The sequence below is a fragment of the Phenylobacterium sp. CCH9-H3 genome, assembly GCF_001557235.1.
Taxonomy (GTDB): domain Bacteria; phylum Pseudomonadota; class Alphaproteobacteria; order Caulobacterales; family Caulobacteraceae; genus Phenylobacterium.
Genome location: NZ_LSJI01000276.1, coordinates 1 through 4,204, shown reverse-complemented (window position 1 = coordinate 4,204; position 4,204 = coordinate 1). Strand labels below are relative to the sequence as shown.

Here is a 4,204-nt window from a genome sequence, read left to right as displayed (position 1 = left end):
AAGCTGACGGCCTTGATGTCCGGATGGTCCAGGATGGCGTCGACGGCGGCCTTGTCGCCGTGGATCACGTTCAGCACCCCGGCCGGCGCGCCCGCCTCCATCATCAGTTCCGCCAGCTTCACCGGGACGGTGGGGTCCTTCTCGGAGGGCTTCAGGATGAAGGTGTTGCCCGTGGCGATGGCGATGCCGAACATCCACATCGGGATCATGGCCGGGAAGTTGAACGGGGTGATCCCCGCCGCCACGCCCAGCGGCTGGCGCATCGAATAGACGTCGATGCCCGGCCCGGCCCCCTCGGTGTATTCGCCCTTCAAGGCATGGGGTATCCCGCAGGCGAACTCGATCACTTCCAGGCCGCGCTGGATGTCGCCCTTGCTGTCGGCGATCACCTTGCCGTGCTCGGACGACAGGATCTCGGCCAGGGCGTCCATGTCGCGCTCGATCAGGCGCTTGAACTCGAACATCACCCGCGCCCGCCGCTGCGGATTGACCAGCGCCCAGGTCTGCTGCGCCCGCAGCGCCGACTGGACCGCCCGATCGACCTCGGCGTTGGTGGCGAACTGGACGCGCGCCTGAACCTCGCCGGTGTTGGGGTTGAAGACGTCGCCGTAGCGGCCCGAAGCGCCCGCGAAGGCGGCGCCGTCGATGAAGTGGGTGATCTCTCGCATGTTCCTGGCCTAACCCTTCTCTCGCCGTCGTCCCATTGCATTGTTGCATGATCGATAGCGCGATATTGCAACACCAATGTTCGACTGGGACGATCTGCGCATCTTCCTCGGCGCTGCGCGCGGCCGATCTCTCGGGGCCGCCGCCCAGCGGCTGGGGATCGACACCGCCACGGTGGGCCGCCGGGTTGCGCGTCTGGAGACGGCGCTGAAGTCCACCCTGTTCGTCCGATCCTCCACAGGCCTCCAGCTCACCGCGGCCGGCGCCCAGCTGTTCGACATCGCGCTGGACGCCGAACAGGCGATGGAGACCGCCGCCCGCGTGACCCGCCCCGATCTGGTCGCAGGGACCGTCCGCATCAGCACGGCCGAGGGCTTTGGTTCGGCGGTGCTGGCCCCCGCCCTGCCGCAGCTCGCCGCGGCCCGGCCGGGCCTGCGCGTGGAGCTGGCGGCGCATGCCGGCTTCCTGTCCCCCAGTCGGCGGGAGGTGGACATGGCGATCACGCTCAGCCCGCCGGACGCCCAGCGTCTCGTGGTCGAGCCGCTCACCGGCTATCAGCTCGCGCTCTATGGGGCGCCCGGCTATCTCGATCGCGCGGGACGGCCCGCGACCGTCGGCGATCTCTCCGGGCTCCAGATCGTCGGGTACATCGACGATCTGCTCTACGCATCCGAACTGCGGTACCTGGACGAGGTCTCGCCGGGCCTTACCGCGACGCTCGCCAGCTCCTCGATCCAGGCCCAGCGGGAAATGATCGCGGCCGCCGGCGGCGTGGGCGTCCTGCCCTGCTTCCTCGCCGCCGGCCTCGAGCGGGTTCTGCCGGAGGTCCTCATCGAACGGCGCTTCTGGCTAAGCACCCACCGCGAAGTGCACGATACCGCGCGGATGCGGGTGGTCAGGGCCTGGCTGCGCGATCTCGTGGAGGCCAGGCGGCGGGACCTGCGGCCTTGCTAGGGAAGCTCGGGTTTCGATCCTACCCCGCCTGCGGAGCCTGGCGCGGGGAGGACGGCCAGCAGCCGAGCGCGGACCGACCCTATCCCGGCGTCGATCGGATCGAGGAGCGACAAGCGCGTCCTCAGCCCCAACGCCGGCTTTTCGACGCCATACCAGGAGAACGCGGCAAAGAGCGTGACCAATGGCACGGCGAGAGCGAGGTTGATAAGCCAATGGTGCGTCCATGCGCCAAGGCTCGCCACCGTCTGCTGAACGGCGAAGCCGTAGAGAAAGATGCCGTAGCTGAAATCGCCGAGGGCCACGATGGGCGTGCTCCGCGGCTGCTGAAGGCCTAGGTAGGCGACCGCGTAGGCGATGGGCAGCGGAGCCAGGGCGTCGCCTAGGGGCACGAGCATGAGGGCGATGCTCAGCGCCGCCGCGATTGCCGCGAGCCATCCGTTGAACGGGACGCGGTCGCGGAGCCGGAACAGCGCAACGCCCCACAGGAAGCTCATCACGAGGAGGCGGCCGGAGAACACGCCGCCAAGCTCCGGAAGCGGGCTTCCGAAGACGATGGGCTGATAGGTGATCGCCATCACCGCGAGCTGCAGGCCGGTGACGGCGGCCAGCATCAGTATGGGACGACGGACCAGGCCTAGGGCGGCGAGCGTCGCGAGCGCGGCATAGCATTCCAGTTCGTAAGGGATGGTCCAGAGCTGGCCATTGACGATCCTGGGAATGGGATTGGTCTCGAACAGCCCCGGCAGATCGAAGTGGATGATTCCGAAGACGTTGAGGAAATACTGGTGGAACTCGCCGTCCGACAGATAGGCGACAAGGCCGACGGTGGTCAGTAGCGGGCCCAGGATGAGGGCGGAAAGAAGCACCTCGACCCCGAGCGCGGGCATGATCCGGATGGCCCGCAGCGCGGCAAACCGCAACAGCGACGTATTCCGCTCCAGACTGCCGGCGACGAGAAATCCGCTCAGGGCAAAGAAGGCGGGCAGGATGAACGCCACCATCGGCCGCGCCCAGCTGCCAAGGACCATTGTCTCGAACGGCTTGCCGTAGCTGATCGGGAAGCTGTGCCAGACCATCACCGCCAGAGCGAGGCCGATGCGAAGATAGTCGAACCCGGTCGTGCGACCACCGGTCTCGGCCACGCGCTGGCCGATCGTGCATGCCCTGCCCGTTGATGACGTCATTTGCCGCTCCACGCCGGAAGCTAGGCCGTTGCGGCCCCCACACGTCAAGCACCAGCGTTATGCGGGCTCGACGCCGGCATGTTTGCTTCCTCTTGAGGCGCCGGATGCAATGTTGCGCCCACAGCCGGCCAGGCGAGGTACGCCGACACAGGCGGTTTTCGAGATCTTGCAAGTAGGGAAAAGAATGGTGCCGCCTAGGTGACTCGAACACCTGACCTACGCATTACGAATGCGCCGCTCTACCGGCTGAGCTAAGGCGGCTCCTGTCCGGGGACGCGGGCTTTTACCCGCAACCTCCCGATTTGCAAAGCGTCACGCGGTCACGCCCATCCGGTCGCGCCAGAAAGCGGCCAGCGCCTCGATGAAGGCGGCGCGGCTCCACTGGGCGGCGGTCTGGGCGGCGGCGTGGCGCATCAGCGCCTGGGCGCCTCCGCCCTGCCCGGCGAGCGTGGCCGCGCGGGCCAGGGCGTGGGCGGCCGCCTCGCAGTCGTCCTCGTCCACCCAGATCCCGTTGACCGGGGTTGCGAACTCCCGCGCGCCGATGCCGGTGAAGCCGGCCAGCAGGCACTCGCACGCCATGGCCTCCAGCGTCGTCAGGCTCAGCGCCTCCATCCGCGCGAGGCTCAGGAACACCGAGGCGCGGCCCATGATGTCGGCGACCTCGGCCTCGGTGCGGGTCTCCATCACCTCCCAGCGCCAGGCGGCGGCGTCGGGATGCAGCCGCTCGAACATGTAGCGGATGGCCGCCTGCTCCACCTTCCGATGCCGGGGGGAGCAGGCGATCAGCCTCTCCTTGGGCGCAGGGCGGAACAGGCGCTCATCGGCGAAGCCCGGCACGACCGAGATCTGATCGTAGTCGAAGAAGCGCGCGATCAGCCCGGCGACGCCGACCCCGCACGCCATGAAGTTGCGATACTGCGGCCGGAGCTCGGCCGGCAGCGCGGCCAGGCCGTAGCTCGCGAGCGCATAGGGGTTCTGGCAGAAGATCACCTTGCGGTTGGGCAGGGCCGCGGCCTGCCGTAGCGCCTCGGGGGAGTCTTCCGGCAGCACCAGTATGTCGTCCGCGGCCAGCGGGACGGAGGCGTCCTCGGTAGGAGCCTCGTGATCGAACCACGTCGGGGGCGGCATGTGGGGCGGGCGGCGGACCACGGCGTCGAAGCCCATGGCGCACAGGCTCTCCACGTGGCGGAAGATCATCTTGTTCCCGCCCGACTTCGAGCCGGCGTAGGGCGTCAGGTAGACGATCCGCATCATGAGGAGCGTCGGCCGCGCGGCCCCGCCCGGCGCGGGGGGCCCGGTGGAGCCTCGGGTTCCTGGTAGCCCTCGTCCACCGGATAGAAGGCCGGCTCGGCCAGCATCGGCCCGGCGTCCGCATAGGCGATCGGCAGTTCGGGCAGCTC

General features: G+C 68.6%; 4 protein-coding genes and 1 tRNA gene. 1 reads left to right on the top strand and 4 read right to left on the bottom strand.

What is annotated here, in order from left to right; genetic code table 11:
• A partial coding sequence (locus tag AX721_RS24625) for an aldehyde dehydrogenase family protein (RefSeq protein ID WP_156467364.1) occupies positions 1-668 on the bottom strand: 668 nt, incomplete at its 3' end.
• Between the two features lie 76 nt (positions 669-744).
• Between AX721_RS24625 and AX721_RS24620 the strand changes: the two genes are divergently transcribed.
• The gene (locus AX721_RS24620) at positions 745-1,620 is read left to right on the top strand and encodes a LysR family transcriptional regulator (RefSeq protein ID WP_068878608.1); all 876 of its coding nucleotides are present in this window, start codon (positions 745-747) and stop codon (positions 1,618-1,620) included.
• Here AX721_RS24620 and AX721_RS24615 read toward each other — a convergent pair.
• The 3 genes from AX721_RS24615 to AX721_RS24605 form a co-directional block, all read right to left on the bottom strand.
• A complete protein-coding gene (locus tag AX721_RS24615) occupies positions 1,617-2,762 on the bottom strand; it encodes an acyltransferase (protein ID WP_068878607.1) in 1,146 nt (381 codons plus the stop codon). The genes AX721_RS24620 and AX721_RS24615 overlap by 4 nt on opposite strands.
• 227 nt (positions 2,763-2,989) lie before the next feature.
• Positions 2,990-3,065, bottom strand: a tRNA-Thr gene (locus AX721_RS24610).
• Between the two features lie 51 nt (positions 3,066-3,116).
• Positions 3,117-4,058: a glycosyltransferase gene (locus AX721_RS24605; protein ID WP_068878606.1), complete on the bottom strand. Its 942-nt coding sequence runs from the start codon at positions 4,056-4,058 to the stop codon at positions 3,117-3,119.
• Positions 4,059-4,204: the final 146 nt, after the last annotated feature.